Genomic DNA, 19989 nt, shown 5'->3' with positions numbered 1-19989 from the left:
GCGATTAATATAGACGCTCTTCCCCAGTTACTGGATTTTTAAATGCGGAACGAAACTCGTTGCTGCCAAGTTCTTCAGCTAGTTCGGTATCTTTTGGTTCCAAACCTTTGACGTGTGTTTCCGCGGTCTGATCCTGAACTTTGACTTGTTTTGCGGATTCTTTTTCCTTGTCCATTTGGCTAAGGTACCTCCTGTGTAATAAAATCAATACTCCTTTATGATGCATCTTCGACATTAACTCTATGCATAAGGATGGATATCAATGATGGCGATAGAGTTGCTCACTCATTGATCACCTTTTGAAAAACAATGCGAGATGTCCTTTGTAGTTATGAGCATGGCGAACTAGGGGCTTGGCTCAGACAAGAGCACCAGGGGCGTTCCAAACGGTGGCGCCGAATAGCCTTTCTGGGATGAAATGCTACAAGTACACATGAAATAAATTCATGAATGAAGAGAGAACAGGAAAGGCAACATACGAAAGTGGTATACATCTCAATTTCCAGAGGAGGAGAACTGTTATGGCTCACCAGAAGAGAAGGAATGAAGCTGCCTGGAAGTCACGAAAGCAAGAACAGCATCCCCATGGTAAAATTAAGTCGCTTAAGGAATTGTCCAGCGAATAGGATGAGGGCATACTACTTGAAAGAGAAAGACTGCCGGCTAAAATTACCGGCAGTCTTCTTCATTACCGGAAAGGTTCCCGAAATTGAATGAATAGTGCTTGAGCAACCTTATTTAACCTTTCCAACGCAATATAGCGAAATAGATTTGTATTTCTATATCTCATAAAAGTATAGACTTCCCCCTTTGTAAACAATCCGCTATTAGCCAACGTCATTCGTCTATACCTGCCGGGTATATGTTACGTATAGTAAACAAAACCCTAGGAGGCGATTGTACTTGAGCCATTGTAAGAAAGTTCATATTACTAAGCCACCCCATAAAACATCCATACATTTAAAAAAATTCAAATGCTGCCGCGGAGCCGTTGGACCGAGAGGTCCAATGGGTCGCAGAGGTCCTGTTGGACACATAGGTCCCACTGGTCCGCAAGGACCTATCGGTCCTCAAGGATTGCAAGGAGCAGCAGGACCGGTTGGTGCCGTAGGTCCAATCGGCTCGCAGGGTCCAGTCGGACCTCAAGGTCCCGTTGGCCAGGCAGGGCCGGTCGGCCTGACGGGAGCTACAGGAGCAGCAGGTCCTGCTGGCGGCGCCACGGGTGCAACTGGAGCTACAGGAGCAACTGGTGCCGCAGGTCCTATTGGTGCAACAGGCGCAACCGGTGTAACAGGAGCGACTGGCACAATCGGAGCAACTGGAACAGCAGGCGCAACCGGAATAACTGGTGCGACTGGTGCGACCGGAACTACTGGAGCAACCGGAGCAGGCGCTATCATTCCGTATGCATCAGGAATACCTGCAGTGTTGACCACAGTTGCGGGTGGTTTGATCGGAACGGCGAGCCTTATCGGTTTTGGTAGCTCCATCGCCGGTGTTAGCGTGGCTGCTGGCGACACGATCGATCTGACAGGAGCCGGGGGCACGCTTCTGAACTTCTCGTTTTCTGTTCCACGCGACGGGACCATTACCTCGATTGCTGCTTACTTTAGCACGACGCTTGCCCTCAGCCTATTAGCAACAACGGTTACCATTTCAGCACAACTATACAGTTCAACCACACCCGACAATATATTTTCCCCTATTCCGGGAGCTTTGGTATCGCTTGCTCCACCACTATCAGGTGTTCTGACTTTGGGTACCATTTCGAATGGAATTACAACCGGACTAAGCATTCCCGTAACAGCGCAAACCCGACTGTTAATGGTTTTCACGGCGGTAGCGGCGGGAGAAGTCCTCGTCACTACGGTCGCCGGCTATGCAAGTGCCGGAGTAACCATCAGTTAATCATATTTATATGCGGCTATTCGAATGATGCGAAACAAAATCACCGGACGTTTGTTACGATCATTCGGTGATTTTTTTCTTGAGAATATCCGCTTAATTGAAGAACGGGTAGCTTATTTTATATATCTGAAAGATGCAGGGGATATTAAGAAAAAAGCTCCCAGATGGGTGGTTGTTATGAAAAGATTGTTGATTTCCCTATTAGCTGTGTTTATTGTTTCCACTGCTTCCGTGGAAGCCGAACCAGAATACGCAAAATGGAGTGCTGTTGCAGTGAAGGAAACACAAAAACGATATAAAGCGGACATCATTGATTATAAGCACATAGGTCGTCTTGAAATTACACCAAAAAAGTCAGAAGAAAGGTTCAAACTTTGGCTTAGGAGCAAAGTAGGTAATGAATTCGGAGTGTATGTGTTTATCCAGTTTGACCCTTCAACCGATGTGATTTATTCGATTCGTTTTATTGAAGCTAATGGGTATCTATAGGAAAAAAGGATGGATGTTAATTAACGCCATCCTTTTTTTGTTTTGAAAAACTCTTGGAGAGCCTTCTCCAGAAGAAGGATTTTCTTTGAAATAATTTAGCATTGACTTTGCTGGCGATTAGAAGCTACTATATCATTTAAATAGGCCTTAAACGTTTAAGTAAGGAGGAGATCATGAATGGCAAGGTAAAACAATGAACGTAAATTTACCTGTATTCAGATGAAGCATGTTAAAAACCTACAATAGTACTAGTTTGTTTGACAACAGAATAGGGATATGATTAAATTTGCTTAAACGTTTAAGCGAAGGCGGTATACTCCATGAAAAAAACAACAATTAAAGATATAGCAAAAGAAGCAAATGTATCGATCGCGACAGTTTCTTACATTTTAAACAATGTGAAGACGCAATCCATTTCGGATGAAACGCGTGTTAAAGTGCTTAAAATTGCCCAGCAGCTGAAGTACGTGACAAACCGAACAGCCCAATCTTTAAAAATAAACAAAACCGGATTAATCGGCATTATTTTGTTTAAAGAGGAAAATCAACATGTATGGTCCGATTTAAAATATGCGAAGACCGTTTTCAAGCTTGAGCAATTATTCAGCGAGTTAGGATACCATGTTCTCTTTATGCAAATCGACAGTATGACGCCATCCAATAAAATTATTATGGAAAGAAATCTGGATGGGGCGCTATTAATTAATGTTGATCAAGAAAGATTCTCGACGATATCCAATTACTTTGGATTCGGGGTCCCTGTAGTTGTCATGGATAGTTATATCGATAACTCTTTGTTTCACAAAGTTCTGCCAGACATGGAGCAAAGCTTTAATTTATCTCAAGGTTTACTAGGTGATTCCCCCCAATTTCTGGTTATGGATTCCTATAACAATGTTGAATTCATGAACTTCATTAAACAAAAGTCAAATTTATCGGATAGCCAAATTTATGTCTCAAATCACACGGCTGGTAGCTTGAGTACATTCTTATCTCAATTTCCGGACGGCCCTGGCATGGTCATGAACGAATTTCTGGCGAATGAAGTATACAACACACATAAAAATATCGTCGCCATTTGCACATGCAATTGTTCGGAGATCCTGAGAGACAACATTAATAACATTAGATTTAATTTGAATGATTATAAGGAAATTGTGCACATGGTGGATCGTTACATTCAGGATGTGGATTACGTCAACAATGAGAATTTCTTATTATTGCCGCCCCACTCCTAATTACATTTGATAAGGGGGAATGCCTTGTGAATTTATCGCGGTTCATTGCCATCCATAACTTTTATTCCAATATACTTGGGAATGAGAGAGATATGTTTATTTACTTACCTGAAAGCTACGAAAAGAACGAAGATCAAAGATATCCCGTTCTCTATATGCATGACGGTCAGCATATGTTTTTTGAAGATCAGAAGGGCGAATCATGGGATATCCATAGCACGGTGGATGCTTTGGTGTCTCAAGGAAAAATGAGAGAAATTATCGTTGTTGCGATCGCTCATGTGGAAGACGCACGCATATCAGAATATATGCATGCCAATCCAGATGGACTGAATATTTTCAATACGACAAATCAAGGCGAACTTTATGAGGATTTCCTTATTAGGGAGGTTAAACCTTTCATCGACAAAGAATATCGGACGTTGCCTGATAAACATCATACGGCGTTAATGGGATCCTCCGCGGGTGGGCTCGTATCCTATAATATAGGATTCCGTCAATCAGATACTTTCGGTATGATCGGTGCGCTGTGTCCGTTCTTTGTCAGTGTGGACCCAAACACGATGGAAGATCGATGGTTAAGCCATGTATTCACAGAAAAAAAAGATCTTAAAATATGGATGGATGTCGGAGATTCTGAGGGCTTCACCGTCATGGAGAAACATGTGAGATATGTGGCAGATGTTCTTATTAACTGCGGATACCAGCCCGGAAATGATCTGATGTATTATCTAGCGGTGCATTCCGGACACTCGCAAAAGGATTGGGCGGCTCGGGTTCATGCGCCTTTACTTTATTTTTTTGGCGAAATAGGTACGCCGGTCCGTGTTGATTTGCAGGGTCCTGAAGCTGTTGGGATAGATGGACCCAAGCAAACCTTAAATGCGCTGGTTTATTTTAATAGCGGATTTATGATGTCCGATTTGGATGCAACCTATGAAGTTGGTGATCCCGATATTTTGGAGGTAACCAAGGACGGCAAATTAATCCCCCTACAAGCCGGGAAAACCCTCGTCACATATAAAAATAACAGCCTTACAGCCCAGTTGGAAATTGCAGTGGTACCGCATATGTCCGATACGGTCACCGTGAATATTTCTGTTAAAGTACCGCAATTTACGCCGGAAACGGATACATTATATGCCGGTATAGAATTACCGATGATTCATAAAGGACTTTATGGGGGCATGTTTGAGTTGCCAAGAGGCATTTCCTTTGAATTCCGTATTTCTCGTGGTTTTGGCAAGCATGAAACAGATCATGAAGGCAGGGAAGTTCCATATCGGAAATTCACAACGAATGATGGATTAATCCTGAATTATGAAGTTGATCATTGGGTAGATATCAAACCAAGTATTGTACAAGGTGATAAAAATGACATACAAATCTAGCATATTGAGGATTGAGAGCTTTTACTCAGCATATTTGGATAATAAGAGAGATATTTATGTCTATCTTCCTCCGAGTTATACATGCGAAAAAACCAAGCGATACCCGGTACTATACATGCATGACGGGCAAAATATTTTCCATCCCGCCTTCAATGGCTATTCATGGCATGTAGATCAAACCGTTGATCGATTGATTCATGAGCACAAGATGGAAGAAATCATTGTTGTAGGTATTCCTAACATGGGACAGGAGAGGTCCAACGAATATACCCATGACTTGGAGGGAGTACAATATCCACTCGATAAAGTTTTCATTCAACCCAAAGGTCAGTTATATGAAAAGTTTATCATTGAAGAAGTAATGACATATATTAATTCTGTTTTTCGAACAAAAACAAGCCCTGAACACACAGCATTATTGGGTTCATCTAGAGGCGGGCAAGTTACCTACCATATCGGATTTCGTCGTCCGGATATATTTGGCAAACTGGCTATCGTTTCCCCTTATTTTTATTGTGTAGATCCCATGTCATCCGAAGAAATCAGGCTGTATCATACCTTCGCAACGAAGCAGCCTCTATCCCGAATATGGATTGATTTAGGGAGCGCCGAAGGTACTTTAGTTATGGAGAAGCATACGCGTGCAGTGACAGAGGAACTCGTTGCTTTAGGATACGAAGCTGACACGCAATTGATCTATTTCAATGCTCCTGGGGCAGCTCATGTGGAGATAGATTGGGCAGTCAGATTATCTTCTCCACTTATTCATTTTTTTGGTAGTAAGGGCAAAGCACGTGCCTTATCTTTAGTCGGATGTGAAGAGGTTGGTATTGTTGGTCCTACAAGTCGACTGAACCCGATTCTGGATTTTGAGGATGACTTTAAAATGACCCTATTACGAGCGGCTTACCATGTGGAAGATCAAGAGATTTTGGATGTATTAGCGAATGGTACCCTTGTGCCTAAGAAAGAAGGGATCACATCGGTAACCGTTAAATACGAGGACTTGGAAGCTATGACAGAGATTCATGTGGTAAGTCAGCAGAAAGAGTATGTAACCTTGAACATGGTCGTTCATGTTCCGACAAACACACCTGTCGATATGAAACTGTATGCCTGGTTTCCATTAATTCACGATCCGGGCAGGAGAACCTACTATAATCAACTGCAAGTACCTCTACATGCTGAATTTATTTATCAAATCAGCAGACAGGATGGAATCGTTGAGGCGGATTCAACTGGCGAATCCGTTCAACATAAATATATAGCTTTAGAGGACGCCACGATCGAAATATATGTTGAACATTGGATGAAAAATGAAGCATGGAAAAATTAGGACAGCCGAATACAGCTCCAATCATTTTTAAAATAAAAGTAGATTGTTATAAACCACCTAGAAGTCGAGATTGCTATTGATGCGCTAGCCAAGCTCTTGGGATAACGAATCCTGAGGGCTTTTGTTATATAATGAAAATAATAGGTTCATATTGGAAGGATTTTCTCGATGTACTTTAAATTTTCGGAAAGAAGGGAAACTATGCCATTCAGCATTTTAGTGGTTGAAGACGATGCGGATATTAACCGATTACTAGGAACACTTTTAGGCAAGCATGGGCATGAGACAAAGTCGGCGTATTCCGGTAGTGAAGCGAAGCTTCTTTTGTCTATGCAGGAATATGACCTGATTTTGCTGGACTTGATGCTGCCTGGAATGTCCGGAGAAGAACTGATGAAGTACATCCGTAACCACTCTTATGTCCCGGTCATCATCATCTCGGCCAAGGTGGAAATGAAAGATAGGATCGACCTGCTCAAATGCGGTGCAGATGATTATATAACCAAACCTTTCGATAAGGAAGAGGTGCTTGCCCGGGTTGAGGCGCAGCTGCGACGCTACAAAAAATTCAGTTCTGCAGAGCAGATAGCCAAGCAACTGATTTATCATGACCTGGTTTTGGATATCACATCAAGAACCGCTACAGTAGCGGGCATCCCGATGTCGCTTACCTCCAAAGAATTCGAGTTGCTGACGATCTTGATGCGGTTTCCTAGTAAAGTATTCACGAGAGAAGATTTGTATCAAGCCGTATGGCATGAAAAGTATGCTATAGAAGATAACACGATTAACGTACATATGAGCAATCTGCGCAGCAAGATCTCCAAAAACGCCCCAGAACAGAGTTATATCGAAACGGTATGGGGCATCGGCTTTAAAATGGTCTGACTTTACGGTTTCTTTACGATTTTTTACGATTCGTTAAGTACTTGATACCAGCAGACTAGGTAAAGTAAGGTACGAGGTGATCAAATGATATCAAAGAAGAACATAATGATGTCGCAATCATTGACCAAAACATATGGATCCTTTACAGCTCTTTACCCCATGACCCTGTCAATAGCCAAAGGGGAGATTCTCGGACTCGTTGGCAGAAATGGAGCCGGTAAGACAACACTGTTAAAGCTTATAACGGGTCAGTGTCTGCCCACTGGCGGAGAACTGGAGTTGTTTTCGGAGACAACGTCCGAAGGGCTGCAACAGGCAAGGCAAAGGGTGGGGGCGATTGTAGAAACTCCCTGCTTTTACCGCGATATGACGGCAAGGCAGAATCTGGAGTACTATCGGATTCAACGAGGCATTCCCGGTAAGGAGAGAATTGAGGTAGCCTTACATGAAGTCGGTCTAAAGAATACGGGCATCAAGAAATTCAGGGATTTTTCCTTGGGAATGAAGCAGCGCCTGGGATTAGCCCTTGCGCTGATGAACCATCCCGATTTTCTTATATTGGATGAGCCGATGAATGGTCTTGATCCTCTGGGAATTGTGGAAATACGTGAACTGCTGCTGTCCTTGAACCGAGAAAAACAGATCACGATGCTCATTTCCGGACATGTGCTGGCAGAAATGCAGAGCCTAGCAACTACGTATGCTTTTATCGATGGGGGAAGGATGATCAAAACAATGACAGCGCGGCAGCTTGAGGAAAGCTGCGGACAATATTTCAGACAGGTGGTCGATCTTGAGACTAGAGCGGCGGCACTTCTGGAGAGACATTTTCCGGACATTCGATACCGTATACAGCCGGACAAATCCATCCACATTTACAATCTGCCGGGACAGACGGATGAAGTAACCCGGATACTTGTGGAAAACAATATTCGGCTTTTTGCACTGGAAACGAGAGGGACGAATTTAGAGGATTATTTTGTGTCCTTAGTGGGAGGGACCCGAGATGTCTAATTATTTGAAAAGTGAGTTGTATCGGCTTGTTCACAAAAAGGCGTTTTATCTCTTTATGGCCTTCTGCATGCTCGGTCCTCTCTTGATTACATTATTGACCGTTTCGACAGGAGGAGAGCTATACGCAACTACGGAGTTTGCCTTCAAGGCGGCTTTGAAGATGTGGAGCCTGGTGTTTATTATCGTTCCGATTATAGTGATTTTGTTAGTGGCGGATGAATTTACCGATGGGACGTTAAAAAATACGGTGGCGTACGGTATTACCCGAAGTACCGTCTTTTATGGCAAGTGGATGATGGAGCTGCTATTATTGACTGTCTCCTGGATGGCGACTTTTATTTCATTGACTGCTAGTGTGTTCCTGCTCTTGCATAACAACGGAACAACATATTTTATGAATTTCACGTCATCAATCGCGGGCGTTTTGCCATTGATCCTGGCTGCACTCACCGTTTCCCATTGTCTTTGTTTTGTGACAGAGAAACCATTGCCTCATCTGGTGTCTTATGCGGTCTTGATCATTGCCCTCCCCGAGCTATATTATATGTTTGCAAATGGAGTACCGGCATTAAGTGAGGTCACGGACGCGTTGCCGCTATTCCCATATGCTGCTGCGAATGATTCCGCATGGCTGAAGCCGAAGGGATTGATACTCTGCTGGACGACCGGAACAGTGTACATCATCCTGGCTTTTCTGATAAGCTCCAGACGGGTGATGCTGAAAGAATTCAAATAAAACCAAAGGAGCGTGACGGAAATGGTGACCGCTTTATTTGCCAGTGCGGCTATCATTTTTGCTGCGCTTTATTGGTTGTTACGCAGATCCACGAAACGGGCGACCGATCAAATGAGACATATTCTTTCCGATTCGGTTACCAACCGACATACCTACCTTTATTCGCCTGACAAGCGACTGGAGGCGTTGCTGGTTGAAGTAAATCGGCTCTTGACTGCCAGGCAGACTGATCGAATTCTGCATGAGAGAAAGGAGAGAGAATTTCGCAGGCAGATCGCCAATATTACCCATGACTTGCGCACGCCGCTCACCTCGATGCTTGGCTATATTGAGCTGTTGCAGGAGGAGCATCTCACTGTTGAAGAAGCTAAGGAATATCTGATTGTAGTGGAAAAGCGGGCAAAAGCGTTACGGTCACTGATTTGCAGTTTTTATGACTTGTCACGGATTGAAGCCGGGGATTACCCCATCATGCTGCAAAAGATCGATTTACAGGCTTTGCTTAAACGGGCATTGGCCGATCATTATTCTGAAATTATCGATTCAGGAATACAGGTCAATCTTGATCTTACGGATACGAATTGCTTCGTTATAGCGGATGAGGAGAGCGTGATGCGCATTTATATGAATGTTCTGCAAAATGTTCTGAAGCACGGTCAACGTTCCTTGCTTGTATTCCAAGGAGTGAGGGAAGACGCTCTTGTCACGTTGATTTCCAATGAAACGATATCCTTGCAGGAAGAGGATGTCCCCTATTTATTTGAACGAAGCTTCACTGGGGATCGAGCGCGGACGGAGCACAATAGCGGTTTGGGGCTTGCGGTTGTAAAGGGATTGATGGAGCAAATGGGCGGTCGCGTTCATGTAGAATATCATGCGTCTCTGTTTACGCTTTGTTTGGAGTGGAGGAAGTAAATCGATTTTATAACCAAGAAATTTATCAAGAGCCACCTTGTGATTGGAGCTGGTACGCGAGATCGCCTTAATTTGGCACAAGGGCCGGTACGTTTCGCAATCGGCTTTGGAATTCGTGAGGTTGTTGCAGAATATTTCGGGGCCATATCCAGACATTAAATGTAATTGCATAGGATGAATCGGACACTCGAGTGAATAGACGTCCTTTCGTTAAACAGCGGCAGTCTAGGATGTATTCCTGAGCTGCCGCTGTTTGTAATTTGTAGCTCCATCCTTATTTTCAGATTTTTTATATAAAATGAACTTTTACAGCCTCTGCAATCTCTTATCCATGTAAAGGGGTGAAAACATGAATGTAAAGCGTCTGGTCAAACACGCCCAAAAAGGCAACAAAGAGGCTTTATTGCAACTAATCTTAGCCGATCAGGACGCTTATTACCGTCTTGCCTATAAGTATATGGGAAATGAGCATGATGCGATGGACGCAATGGAAGACATGATCGTGACACTTTATGAGAAGCTGGAACAATTGCAAAAGAGCGAATCCTTCTACAGCTGGAGCAAAACCATTCTCGTCAATCGCTGCAAAGCATTGCTTCGCACAAGGGAACGGTTCCTCCCGCTTGAGGGCGAACCAGAAACGTCAATTGCTGCGTTAGCCGACGATAATCCATATCGCCAAACGGAGTCTGAGATGGACATGCAGGTGCTGCTGTCTCATCTGAATCAACGGCAGCGGGAAGCGATTGAGCTTCGTTATGTACATGATCTTCCGTATCAGACGATCGCGGACATGACCGGTGTACCGGTTGGCACGACCAAATCCAGGATTTCACAAGGCCTGCACAAACTGAAAGCCATGATTGGAGGTGATCGTTATGACAACGATCGAGGAGAGATTAAAGGAACACAAACAAGCCTTGAATATGATGCAGGCTCCGTCTGAACTTGAGAGCAGACTTCGTAATGCCCTTGAACAAGTTCCCGCCAAAAAGAGAACCATGAATAAAGCTGTCATATGGGCAGCATCAATAGCCGCAGCGTTATTTTTAATCATCGGAACCTATCAGTATCCAGCGCTTGCTTATTATGGAGGCAAGTTACTGAATAGTTCGGAGCTGAATTCACTCAGCTTTGCCGAGGTGGCGGAGCAAGGATACGGACAAACGATCAACAAAAGCAAAACGCTCCCGGATGGCACCGTCATAACGATTAACGGGATTATCTCCGATGAAAATGCACTGTCGCTGTATTACACGGTTGACCGGCAAGAGGGTGTGTTTGATGAGCATGGTTCTTTCCGATATTACCCGGACAAAATCCAAGGATTCTTATCAAACTCAATGATGAAAAGTGGAGGAGGTAATCACAGCAAAGACGAGACTCACTTTGAAGGAGTAAGCAAATTTGATCCGGTAAGCCCGTTTTCCAGAACATTAACCGTTACGTACTCTACGTGGCTGGATAACGGAAAACGAGCTTCCTATCCGATTCCATTCAAGTATGAAGCCAATAAAGCGATGAAGAGCATCATTAAGCAAAACATTTCGAAATCCGTTCCGGTGGATCAGGGATCGATCCATTATGACTCGATTACGGCTTCGCCAACCTCCACCATTGTGAAAGGGCATTATGAAATGGATGATGAAGAATACCCGAGGTTTGATGCTGCAACCAAGCTTTATGTGAATGGAACAGAACTCAAAGCATCGATGATGCGAGGGGACGAAAGCGCCGGAAAGGACATTATGGGATTTGAATTGGAATACGATGTGCTGCCAACCGATAAGATTGAGACCATTGAATTGGTGCTCTACAGTTTCATGGGATTCCAAAAATTAGATACGCCAATCTCCCTTACCACACCATCAGACATGTCCATCAAAGTCGGAAAAGAAAAACTATGGATTCGGAGTGTCACCAAAACCGACACAGGCTATGACATCGTCATCGCCAGAAAACAATTCACGATCTTGAAAACGGACAATTTATCCGTTCAGGCTGGTGGCAAAGTCGTTCCTGTCTCATCGATTTCCACTGCACGTCCTTGGGATTTGAAGAACGGCAACATCCTTTGGGAGCAGACGTATTCTTTTAATACAAAGGACAAACCGGGGCTTCTTCTGCTGGACAGTTTCCAATATATCAAAACTTATAATAAGAAAGTATCCATTCCGGTAAAAAACGAAAAATAATGCTTTATATGGGGAAACGAGGTATGCGAAGGCGTGACCTTCAAGATTGAACAAGGAGAGCGGATCGCCCTATCGGGTGCGAACGGTTCAGGCAAGTAGGGGCGATTTATCCGAATATGTAAAAAGCCACAGGATTGATGAAAGCCTGTTTAAGTCACCCTGGATCTTGAAACTTTTCGCACCATTACGGGTAACCGAGTCTGTGATTAGCGGAGCGCTTATCGTATGTTTTGCCTTATCGTATGTTGCAGATCTCATGGGCGCGGCCGCCATCGTCGGCGCTTTTGCAGCCGGCATAGCCGTCTCCCGAACCCCTTTCCTCCCGACTGGAATTTATAGTATGCTTATCCATAAGAGAGGAGAGGGATTTTATGGTTAAAGAACTAATTGTCGGCGACGTAACGCGTGAACTGACCAATACACGCCGCATTCTGGAACGCTTGCCCGAGGAACATATGACTTGGAAGCCGCACGAGAAATCGATGACGCTTGGCGGTCTTGCCACGCACCTGATCAACCTGCTAAACTGGCAAATCGCGATTTTTCAGTACCCGGAGTTTGATCTTTCAACCGTGCCGATGCGGCGGGAAGCTTTGGGAAGACGTACTGACTTTCTCGATGAGTTCGACGCGAACGTCAACAAGCTGGAAAAGCTTATCGCCGAATGCGATGAGCAAACACTCGGCGAGGAATGGACGTTGCGCCACGGCGACCATATCATTCTCCGCGAGCCGCGGGCGATCGCGCTCCGCACCTTCGGATTAAGCCACATGGTTCACCACCGGGCGCAGCTTGGGGTATATTTGCGGTTGCTCGATCTTCCGGTCCCGGGCTTCTACGGCCCATCGTCCGACGAGCAAGCCTGATAAACTTACTTTCTTGCTCCGAGAAACGTTAAACAGTCGCAGAGTGACGGCATAACCGCCGGTACTCTGCGACTGTTTTTTGTCTGGAGGAATCTCAAGGCAATCCAAGCCGGACATGTATTCGGTGGATTTTCTTTTTTAAAATTTAGAATGACCAGAACGCAGTACAATCTTGGAGGGGGATACGCCCATTACAGCTTTGTATTGCTTGGAGAAGGTGAAGGGATCCGAATAACCTAGGTGAAAAGAGACCTCCTTAATGGATTGTCTCGAATGCTCCAGCAAATAACGGGCGTAATCGATGCGAGTTTTAATCTGATAGGTTTTGATGGGTAACCCATATATTTGTTGAAATAGTTTCGAACAATATTTGGAGGATAGACCGGATAAGCTTGCCAACTCTTGAACCGAAAGTCTTTCTGCCGGATGCGTATCCATATACGCTTTGATGTGCTGGATGGCTGGATGAATGGGAGTATCTTGCCGCATGAGTTCCAGTTCTAGCGACATTTCGGCAAGTATTTGGCATATGGCAGCATGACACAATACATTCCTTCTTATGGAGGGAGCAAGGGTATAATAGCGGTGAATCGTTTCAAAAAGGATGCTGAACTTCGCAGTATCCCGCGGACGGAAGGTGAAGTGGCATGGAACCTCCGTTTTAGCAGCATATTTTTGCTCATCTTTATAGCAGCCAAGGGTAAAGCGAATGGGAAGGATACTCAGCGGTTCTTTAAGATCCCGATATGCCGAATGAACCGTGCCATCGGTCAGAAATAGCAGACTGCCTGCTGTTAGTTGATGAGGAGTTCCGTTAATCAGGTACGTCAGGCATCCTCTTTTAACATAGAGTGCATGAAATTCCTCAAGCACGCGTTCCTCGATGCGCCAGGAAGAGGGCACCGTTACATTATAGCAGCTGTATATACGAAACATGTCCTCGCCAAGCGCGGAAGACAGCAACGCATCCAAAAAAGTGGACGCTATATGAGGCAGTAGACTTTTTGACATGCTATTCCTCCTTTATGCTATGTAAATTCCGGCTTTTTACGACTAAAATTATAGCCATTACGACATGCATATTCAAGGAGGGGGTTATATGGCGGTGAAACCAAATGTACTTTTCATCATAGCAGACGATCATCGGTATGATGCCATCGGAGCAGCAGGAGACCGCGTGGTGCAAACGCCGATATTGGATGGTATGGCCAGAACCGGTACCATGATGACTTCAACGCATATTGTTGGTGGCGTCGATGGAGCCGTCTGCGTACCATGTAGAGCTTGCATCCATACGGGAACACATATTTTTCAAGCAACGGAAAGCCAGACGATTGGCGATTACGAAAAAACCGGAGTCATTCGTGCAGGAATGAACACCATGCCGTCTTGGTTTCGCTCCCATGGCTACTATACCCATGCGGTCGGCAAATGGCATAATGATCGGGCTAGTTTTTCTGATGGTTTTTGCAGTGGTAACGCACTGTTTTTCGGCGGCATGAGTGATCATCATCAGGTGCCGGTGTTTAATTATGATGCAAACGGCTTTAATCCTCGAGAACAACCGCGGATCGAAAAGCAGTTTTCAACAGAACTATTTACGGATGCGGCTATCGGTTTTTTGGAGCAATATGCCGAAGAAGATCCATTTTTCCTGTACCTGGCGTATACCTCACCGCATGATCCGCGGACGGCGCCGGAGCCATACGCGAATATGTACGATCACAAGCATATCCCATTGCCGCCAAGTTTTATGGAAGAGCATCCATTCGATAATGGCGAAATGGATGTCCGTGATGAGCATTTGGCCGCCTATCCGCGCCTTCCAGATGAGGTAAGGGGCCACATACAAGACTATTATGCCATGATTTCCCACATGGATTACCATATCGGCCGAGTTCTGCAATCGCTTGCTAATTCAGGCAGACTAGAGAATACCATCGTCATATATACCTCAGATCACGGTCTTTCCGTAGGCAGGCATGGGCTGCTAGGCAAACAAAATTTGTACGATCACAGTATTCGGGTACCCTGGCTGATCCAAGGTCCGGGAATTCCTGCAGGTAGGCGCATTGATCAGCTAAACTATCAATTCGATATTTTTCCTACCCTTTGCGCTATGGCCGGTTTAAACGCGCCTGATGGTATAGCCGGTCAAAGCATGGCAGACTTGATTCGAGGCGAGGTGGATCGGGGCAGAGAAACGGTATATGCACTATACAGGGATATTCAACGGATGGTGAAGGATGAGCGCTGGAAAATGATTAAGTACCGCCGTTCGGAACTAACGGGTCAGGGAAGTGATTGTAAGCAGTTGTTTGATCTTAAGAATGATCCCTGGGAGCTTCGCGATCTGGCTTCTCTTCCAGAATTCACTCAACAGGTCGAGAGACTGGAAGGGGAGCTGCGTAACTGGATGAATCGGTCTGGCGATCTTTATGCTGAATGCTTTTTGTAAGCGCTTTTTCCGATCAACGATTTATATAGCGACATTTCATAAAATAATGTTTAATTTTATAAATTCATACATCGGTACACCGGAGGAGCCTGCCGCGACAGGCTCCTTTCCGCGTTATTTGAGAAGTTTTTCCCTGTCGCTGCAGGGTTCTTCTTGTGTTTTTTTCGGTATATGCATGCAAAAAGGTTTTAAATATTCGCCAATCCGCTCAAGCAGAACTTTCATCCCGGGCGGGCTTGGAATCCGCTGCAGATACCTTTTGGAGGAAGTTGATATTATCTCAGCTCCGAAAAGAGGTGATGATGCGGATTGATTTTATTCACCGAATAGCTATAATAGGTTTAAACGGTTAAACGAATAAACTGAGCGAGGGGATTGTATGAACAAACAAACCGAGCATATTCTGCAGCAATTCAAAGAATGCATCCCTCTGATGGACGTATTGACCGATGAAAATCGTCAAGCCATCATTATGCTGCTGGCACAACATAAGTCGGGACTGAACGTCAATACGATATCCGAACACATCAATTTGTCCAGGCCGGCCGTCTCTCATCATTTAAAGGTGTTGAAGCAGTCCGGTTATATTCATTTCGAAAAAAAAGGTGTAGAAAATTATTATGTGCTGACGATCCGCAAACCGCTGGAACAGCTCAAATCGTTGATTGCGGCCGTTGAGGCGGAGTGCAGCAGGTCTTAACTGCCTATAAAAAAGTTTAAAGGAATGAAATCAAATTTTTTGAATAATTAGTTTAAATGTTTAAACGAATAATCTAATAGGAGTGATTGCAAATGAAGGCCTTCATTATCGAGAAATACGGAAAGAATACGCCACTATTCATGTCGGAGCAGCCTACGCCTGAGATCGGAGCACATGATGTATTGGTGGAAATTTATGCAGCGAGCTTAAATCCTATCGACTTTAAAATAAAGGAAGGGAAAGTCAAGCTCCTGCTAAATTATAATTTTCCTTTGATCTTAGGCAATGATTTCTCAGGCGTTGTCGTCAAAGTCGGTGACCGGGTCCATACCTTTAAGCCCGGAGACGAAGTGTATGGGAGACCCCGTAAAAATCGTATCGGCACCTTGGCGGAGTATATCGCTATACATGAGGAAGACATTTCGCTGAAGCCCCAAAATCTAAGCTTTGAAGAAGCGGCATCCATACCGCTGGTCGGCCTTACGACGTATCAAGCATTTTCGGATATTCTAAATCTGCAAAAAGGCCAAAAAATCTTGATCCATGCCGGATCCGGAGGCGTCGGCACCTTTGCCATCCAATTGGCCAAATTAATGGGAGCTTATGTCGCCACAACGGCGAGCGATAAGGGGTATGATATGGTCCAATCGCTGGGCGCAGACCAGATTATCAATTACCGAAAAGAGAAATTTGAAGAAATCCTTACGGGATATGACGCGGTGTATGATACCTTGGGAGGAGCCGCTTTGGAAAAATCATTCCGAATCCTGAAGCCTAACGGGCAAATCGTATCCATTTCCGGCGTTCCCAACGCTGCATTCGGAAAAGAACAACAATTAGGGTGGTGGAAAACAGCTGTCTTATCCGTTGTGAGCCGTAAAATTACGGCACTAGAGAAACAGAGCCATGTGAAATACCATTACCTATTCATGAAACCAAGCGGAGCACAATTGAATATTTTAAAAGACTATATTGAAAGAGATTACATTAAGCCGGTGATTGATAAGGTGTTTCATTTTACAGATGCAGGAAAAGCACTTCATTACCTGGAAGCTGGAAGCGCCAAAGGAAAGGTTGTCGTTCGAATAAAGTAATCCATCGGATGATTCAAGAACAAAAAGGGAGAATTTATCCCGGTTCCGTTTCGGTCAACGGACATTCGTTGGGTGGATACTCCGCGCTGGCTGCAGCAACATCATAAAAATTCTTATTGACCGGCAAAATGCATGTTACTTTTACCGGTTTTTAATTCATGAAGAGGGAGAATCTTTCGGCATTATGATATACTGTTTATATTATAAACACTTTTTATTATGCAGGCTGCGTTCGAACGAACAGGAGGTGAACAGATGAGCCCTGACGATTTAACACCAGAAGAGGTTGCCAAAATCTTGCCCCCCGGCGCAGCGCTCGGCTGGGGATTAGCGAAGCCGCCGCAGCGCGGACCCAAGCGCGAGATGAGCATCGATCTAATCGTGAAAAAGGCGATCGAGATCGCGGACAAGGACGGTCTTGCCTCCGTCTCGATGAACCGAATTGCTTCAGCGCTAGGCTTTACGGCCATGTCGCTCTACCGTTACATTCCCAGCAAGGATGATCTGCTGATCCTGATGCAGGATGCGGCATGCGATATTTCTTTACCCGCGGAAAGAGCTCCGCAGGAATGGAGGGAAAGCATGCGCGAGTACGTATTGGGCACGGTTGACGTATTTCGCAAGCATCCGTGGTATGGAGACATTCCGATTCTCGGGATTCCGATTACGCCAAATAATTTGCGTATCGTGGAATGGGCTTTGCGACCGCTTCGAGACATGCCTCTGAACCATTACGAGAAGATGTCTATCGTACTTCTCTTGAGCAGCTATGCCCGTACATATGGGATGCTTCAGAGGGACATCGATCGTGCCGTTCTAGCGGGTTCCAGTGAGGAAGCGTTCAGCGGGCTGAATTATTCGGCTGCGCTACGGTATTTAATCAAGCCGGAGCAATATCCGAATTTGCATCCGATCGTGATGTCCGGTGCGTATACCGGCGAGAACGAAGACGAGAATACCGTCGGCAACGATTTGGAATTCGGACTGGATCGGATTTTGGACGGGATCGAGCAATTTTTGATACAAAAAACGACCTCTGACGGCCCTGAGCATCATAAATAAAGTTTACGCACAAATGATGAAAAGGCTACTTCCAGGCAAATGCCAGGAAGTAGCCTTTTTGGTGTTATGCTCTTGACGATGCGGCGGCCTCGATATCCGTCTTCTTATCACGGAGCAATACGACCGTGATGACCGCGGCCAGAACCAGGATCGCGCCGGCAACGAGACAAGTGGTATGCATAGAGGTTACAAAAGCCTCACGGGATGCATCCATAACGCGAGAAGCAGCTTCTGCCGGCAAATGACTTGCTGCACTTGAAGCTCCGGCAATGGTCTGTTCGGCCGCATGAGCAGCTTCCGGCGTTAGCCCCTTGGGAAGAAGAGGGGAGACCGAATTCCGGTATACCGCTGCCAGAAGGCAGCCCAGAAGAGCGATGCCGAACGCGCCACCAAGTTCGCTGGAAGTTTCGATAAGACCGCCGACAGCTCCAGCACGGTCAACGGGAGCGACACCCACGACATAATCCGTAACAAGAGTCATGACCGAGACGATACCTGCAGCAATCAATCCGGCTCCGACAAGCACGATGACTAGCGGAGAAAAACCCTCCAAGCGAACCTGGGTCAGCACGACGAATCCGATTGCTGCCAGCAAGATGCCCGCCGTTATAATGCGCGGTCTTCCGTAAGTTTGCGACAGCTTTGCCGCAATCGGTGCCGCCGCCCCTACGGCTACGGAAGGCAGCACGCTCCATAGGGATGCAACGAACGGAGAATATCCAAGCACCGACTGAAGGAACTGAGTATTGACCAGTGAGCTTGCCATGAGCGCGAACATAGCGATGAAATTAACGAGAATCGAACCGCCGATTCGCCGCTCCATCAACGTACGAATATCGAGCAAAGGGTTGGGAATGTGGAGCTGCCGCCGCACAAACGCGATACCCGACAGCATGCCTGCAACAAGCATAACAAAAGGAAGCACTGCCCATCCATCCTCCGCAAGCGTCTTGACGCCATAAGTAAGGGGTAGGACAGAGGTAAGAACAAGAAGCGAACTAAGCACATCGATCGGACTTCGCATTTCGCTGCGCGACTCGGGTAGAAGGAACGGAGCGATAATGAGGAGAAGGGCCATCGCCGGGATATTGATAAGGAACACTGATCCCCAGGAAAAAGAATTGAGAAGCACTCCGCCGATGATCGGACCGAGGGTAACCCCGCTGGCCATCACCGCACTCCAAATCGACATAGCTTTCGTCCGCTGCGCGGGATCCTGAAACATGACGCGAATAAGGGCAAGTGAAGACGGCATCAAGGTTGAACCTGCTATTCCGAGTATTCCTCGAGCGATGATCAGAGATTCGGCCGATTGGGCGTATGCTGCGAAAAGTGAACTCAAAGCGAATCCGACCGTACCGATGATTAACAGGCGCTTGCGTCCGATTCGATCGCCAATCGCGCCCATCGTCAATAGCATACCGGCAAGAATGAAGCCGTAAACATCAAAAATCCACAATTGTTGCGTGGCATTCGGCTTCAAGTCCGCTGCGATAGCGGGGGCGGCGAAAAACAGGACAGCGACGTCCATGGATGCAAACATCAACGGCAGACATAAAATGCTAAGCGCAATCCATTCTTTGCGTCCTGCACGCTTGGCCGCTTGAGGGGTAAAAGTTGTCATTGAAATCCTCCCATTACTGTTTATAATATAAACAGTTATTTTTATAAACAGTATATGCCGTATACAGTAATTGGT

Annotated in this window: 20 protein-coding genes and 1 pseudogene; 18 read left to right on the top strand and 3 right to left on the bottom strand. The window is 45.5% G+C overall.

The features are described from left to right. Nucleotides 1–4: 4 nt before the first annotated feature. Entirely contained in the window at nt 5–175 is a 171-nt protein-coding gene (locus KJS65_RS08315) for a hypothetical protein (protein ID WP_213649401.1), read from the bottom strand. A 346-nt stretch (nt 176–521) separates the two neighbouring features. On the opposite strand from KJS65_RS08315, the gene KJS65_RS29810 reads away from it, so the two are divergent. The 14 genes and pseudogenes from KJS65_RS29810 (at nt 522) to KJS65_RS08250 (ending at nt 12976) form a co-directional block, all read left to right on the top strand. Beyond that, nucleotides 522–626, top strand: coding sequence for a DUF6254 family protein (locus tag KJS65_RS29810; protein ID WP_244864436.1), 105 nt, complete (start codon nt 522–524; stop codon nt 624–626). Between the two features lie 382 nt (nt 627–1008). Continuing rightward, a complete protein-coding gene (locus tag KJS65_RS30250) occupies nt 1009–1908 on the top strand; it encodes an exosporium glycoprotein BclB-related protein (RefSeq protein WP_213649400.1) in 900 nt (299 codons plus the stop codon). 24 nt (nt 1909–1932) lie between these two features. Further along, entirely contained in the window at nt 1933–2397 is a 465-nt protein-coding gene (locus tag KJS65_RS08305) for a DUF3889 domain-containing protein (RefSeq protein ID WP_244864435.1), read from the top strand. A gap of 320 nt (nt 2398–2717) precedes the next feature. Further along, nucleotides 2718–3635 (top strand): LacI family DNA-binding transcriptional regulator, encoded by a 918-nt coding sequence (locus KJS65_RS08300; protein WP_213649399.1) that lies wholly within the window; start codon nt 2718–2720, stop codon nt 3633–3635. Between the two features lie 26 nt (nt 3636–3661). Further along, a complete protein-coding gene (locus KJS65_RS08295) occupies nt 3662–5026 on the top strand; it encodes an alpha/beta hydrolase-fold protein (RefSeq protein ID WP_213649398.1) in 1365 nt (454 codons plus the stop codon). Next, entirely contained in the window at nt 5010–6362 is a 1353-nt protein-coding gene (locus KJS65_RS08290) for an alpha/beta hydrolase (protein ID WP_213649397.1), read from the top strand. The genes KJS65_RS08295 and KJS65_RS08290 overlap by 17 nt, the downstream gene beginning before the upstream one ends. A 201-nt stretch (nt 6363–6563) precedes the next feature. Then, nucleotides 6564–7250: a response regulator transcription factor gene (locus KJS65_RS08285; RefSeq protein WP_213649396.1), complete on the top strand. Its 687-nt coding sequence runs from the start codon at nt 6564–6566 to the stop codon at nt 7248–7250. A gap of 84 nt (nt 7251–7334) precedes the next feature. Next, nucleotides 7335–8264, top strand: coding sequence for an ATP-binding cassette domain-containing protein (locus tag KJS65_RS08280; protein ID WP_213649395.1), 930 nt, complete (start codon nt 7335–7337; stop codon nt 8262–8264). Further along, nucleotides 8257–9000: an ABC transporter permease subunit gene (locus tag KJS65_RS08275; RefSeq protein ID WP_213649394.1), complete on the top strand. Its 744-nt coding sequence runs from the start codon at nt 8257–8259 to the stop codon at nt 8998–9000. Before KJS65_RS08280 ends, KJS65_RS08275 begins: the two co-directional genes overlap by 8 nt. 21 nt (nt 9001–9021) lie before the next feature. Beyond that, nucleotides 9022–9915, top strand: a complete 894-nt coding sequence (locus KJS65_RS08270) for a sensor histidine kinase (protein WP_213649393.1) — start codon at nt 9022–9024, stop codon at nt 9913–9915. A gap of 349 nt (nt 9916–10264) precedes the next feature. After that, a complete protein-coding gene (locus KJS65_RS08265; protein ID WP_213649392.1) occupies nt 10265–10861 on the top strand; it encodes an RNA polymerase sigma factor in 597 nt (198 codons plus the stop codon). After that, nucleotides 10794–12110, top strand: a complete 1317-nt coding sequence (locus KJS65_RS08260) for a DUF4179 domain-containing protein (protein WP_213649391.1) — start codon at nt 10794–10796, stop codon at nt 12108–12110. Before KJS65_RS08265 ends, KJS65_RS08260 begins: the two co-directional genes overlap by 68 nt. 157 nt (nt 12111–12267) lie before the next feature. Then, nucleotides 12268–12429 (top strand): annotated as a pseudogene (locus tag KJS65_RS29800) (cation:proton antiporter domain-containing protein); the annotation flags it as partial. Nucleotides 12430–12481: 52 nt separating this feature from the next. Next, nucleotides 12482–12976 carry a DinB family protein gene (locus KJS65_RS08250; protein ID WP_213649389.1) on the top strand — a complete coding sequence of 165 codons (495 nt, stop codon included), beginning with the start codon at nt 12482–12484 and terminating at the stop codon, nt 12974–12976. Between the two features lie 138 nt (nt 12977–13114). Here the strand turns inward: KJS65_RS08250 and KJS65_RS08245 are convergent, their stop codons facing one another. Further along, nucleotides 13115–13987, bottom strand: a complete 873-nt coding sequence (locus KJS65_RS08245) for a helix-turn-helix domain-containing protein (protein ID WP_213649388.1) — start codon at nt 13985–13987, stop codon at nt 13115–13117. 88 nt (nt 13988–14075) lie between these two features. Between KJS65_RS08245 and KJS65_RS08240 the strand changes: the two genes are divergently transcribed. The 4 genes from KJS65_RS08240 to KJS65_RS08225 all read left to right on the top strand — a co-directional run bounded on the left by KJS65_RS08240 (nt 14076) and on the right by KJS65_RS08225 (nt 18290). Next, complete coding sequence (locus KJS65_RS08240; RefSeq protein WP_244864434.1) at nt 14076–15434, top strand: sulfatase family protein; 1359 nt, start codon at nt 14076–14078, stop codon at nt 15432–15434. 379 nt (nt 15435–15813) lie between these two features. Beyond that, the gene (locus KJS65_RS08235; RefSeq protein WP_213649386.1) at nt 15814–16134 is read left to right on the top strand and encodes an ArsR/SmtB family transcription factor; all 321 of its coding nucleotides are present in this window, start codon (nt 15814–15816) and stop codon (nt 16132–16134) included. Between the two features lie 92 nt (nt 16135–16226). Then, the gene (locus KJS65_RS08230; protein WP_213649385.1) at nt 16227–17228 is read left to right on the top strand and encodes an NADP-dependent oxidoreductase; all 1002 of its coding nucleotides are present in this window, start codon (nt 16227–16229) and stop codon (nt 17226–17228) included. Between the two features lie 255 nt (nt 17229–17483). Then, a complete protein-coding gene (locus tag KJS65_RS08225) occupies nt 17484–18290 on the top strand; it encodes a TetR/AcrR family transcriptional regulator (RefSeq protein WP_213649384.1) in 807 nt (268 codons plus the stop codon). 64 nt (nt 18291–18354) lie between these two features. Here KJS65_RS08225 and KJS65_RS08220 read toward each other — a convergent pair whose 3' ends face one another. Beyond that, nucleotides 18355–19914 (bottom strand): MFS transporter, encoded by a 1560-nt coding sequence (locus KJS65_RS08220; protein ID WP_213649383.1) that lies wholly within the window; start codon nt 19912–19914, stop codon nt 18355–18357. Nucleotides 19915–19989: the final 75 nt, after the last annotated feature.

Source organism: Paenibacillus sp. J23TS9, assembly GCF_018403225.1.
GTDB lineage: Bacteria > Bacillota > Bacilli > Paenibacillales > Paenibacillaceae > Paenibacillus_AQ.
Note: the sequence above shows the minus strand (reverse complement) of the source record. Positions and strands in the feature narration are given on the sequence as shown.

Bases quoted from the DNA above. Each gene is read 5' to 3' on its own strand.
- KJS65_RS08315 (WP_213649401.1), bottom strand. From the start codon at position 175: ATGGACAAGGAAAAAGAATCCGCAAAACAAGTCAAAGTTCAGGATCAG.
- KJS65_RS29810 (WP_244864436.1), top strand. From the start codon at position 522: ATGGCTCACCAGAAGAGAAGGAATGAAGCTGCCTGGAAGTCACGAAAG.
- KJS65_RS30250 (WP_213649400.1), top strand. From the start codon at position 1,009: ATGGGTCGCAGAGGTCCTGTTGGACACATAGGTCCCACTGGTCCGCAA.
- KJS65_RS08305 (WP_244864435.1), top strand. From the start codon at position 1,933: ATGATGCGAAACAAAATCACCGGACGTTTGTTACGATCATTCGGTGAT.
- KJS65_RS08300 (WP_213649399.1), top strand. From the start codon at position 2,718: ATGAAAAAAACAACAATTAAAGATATAGCAAAAGAAGCAAATGTATCG.
- KJS65_RS08290 (WP_213649397.1), top strand. From the start codon at position 5,010: ATGACATACAAATCTAGCATATTGAGGATTGAGAGCTTTTACTCAGCA.
- KJS65_RS08285 (WP_213649396.1), top strand. From the start codon at position 6,564: ATGCCATTCAGCATTTTAGTGGTTGAAGACGATGCGGATATTAACCGA.
- KJS65_RS08280 (WP_213649395.1), top strand. From the start codon at position 7,335: ATGATATCAAAGAAGAACATAATGATGTCGCAATCATTGACCAAAACA.
- KJS65_RS08275 (WP_213649394.1), top strand. From the start codon at position 8,257: ATGTCTAATTATTTGAAAAGTGAGTTGTATCGGCTTGTTCACAAAAAG.
- KJS65_RS08270 (WP_213649393.1), top strand. From the start codon at position 9,022: ATGGTGACCGCTTTATTTGCCAGTGCGGCTATCATTTTTGCTGCGCTT.
- KJS65_RS08265 (WP_213649392.1), top strand. From the start codon at position 10,265: ATGAATGTAAAGCGTCTGGTCAAACACGCCCAAAAAGGCAACAAAGAG.
- KJS65_RS08260 (WP_213649391.1), top strand. From the start codon at position 10,794: ATGACAACGATCGAGGAGAGATTAAAGGAACACAAACAAGCCTTGAAT.
- KJS65_RS08250 (WP_213649389.1), top strand. From the start codon at position 12,482: ATGGTTAAAGAACTAATTGTCGGCGACGTAACGCGTGAACTGACCAAT.
- KJS65_RS08245 (WP_213649388.1), bottom strand. From the start codon at position 13,987: ATGTCAAAAAGTCTACTGCCTCATATAGCGTCCACTTTTTTGGATGCG.
- KJS65_RS08240 (WP_244864434.1), top strand. From the start codon at position 14,076: ATGGCGGTGAAACCAAATGTACTTTTCATCATAGCAGACGATCATCGG.
- KJS65_RS08235 (WP_213649386.1), top strand. From the start codon at position 15,814: ATGAACAAACAAACCGAGCATATTCTGCAGCAATTCAAAGAATGCATC.
- KJS65_RS08230 (WP_213649385.1), top strand. From the start codon at position 16,227: ATGAAGGCCTTCATTATCGAGAAATACGGAAAGAATACGCCACTATTC.
- KJS65_RS08225 (WP_213649384.1), top strand. From the start codon at position 17,484: ATGAGCCCTGACGATTTAACACCAGAAGAGGTTGCCAAAATCTTGCCC.
- KJS65_RS08220 (WP_213649383.1), bottom strand. From the start codon at position 19,914: ATGACAACTTTTACCCCTCAAGCGGCCAAGCGTGCAGGACGCAAAGAA.